The organism is Colwellia marinimaniae, from assembly GCF_002207865.1.
GTDB classification, from domain to species: Bacteria; Pseudomonadota; Gammaproteobacteria; order Enterobacterales; family Alteromonadaceae; genus Colwellia; species Colwellia marinimaniae.
The window spans coordinates 1-231 of the sequence record NZ_BDQM01000555.1 but is presented as its reverse complement, the minus strand read 5'-3'; the positions used below and the strand labels follow the sequence as shown (position 1 = coordinate 231).

The following is a 231-nucleotide window of genomic DNA, read 5'->3' as shown; positions in this document are numbered from 1 at the left end:
GGATACTGTAGGCATTCGCCACTTTCAATACATAGCCGGTAATATAATCAATTTCGGACTTACGGTTAAAGTGCTGATCTTGATGCATCGAAGAATAGTTTTCAGCAGTGCGGGTTATCACATTATCCACGTGTGCTTGCAGCTCTGCATAAGACCAAGGTAAGCAGGCTTTTTCACAAACAAGCGCTAACTCTTGCACCAGCTTAACCACATGCGGGTATAACGCAGGAC

At 44.6% G+C, this 231-nt stretch carries 1 protein-coding gene; it reads right to left on the bottom strand.

The features are described from left to right. A partial coding sequence (locus MTCD1_RS20470) for a ketopantoate reductase family protein (RefSeq protein ID WP_305764601.1) occupies positions 1-231 on the bottom strand: 231 nt, incomplete at both ends.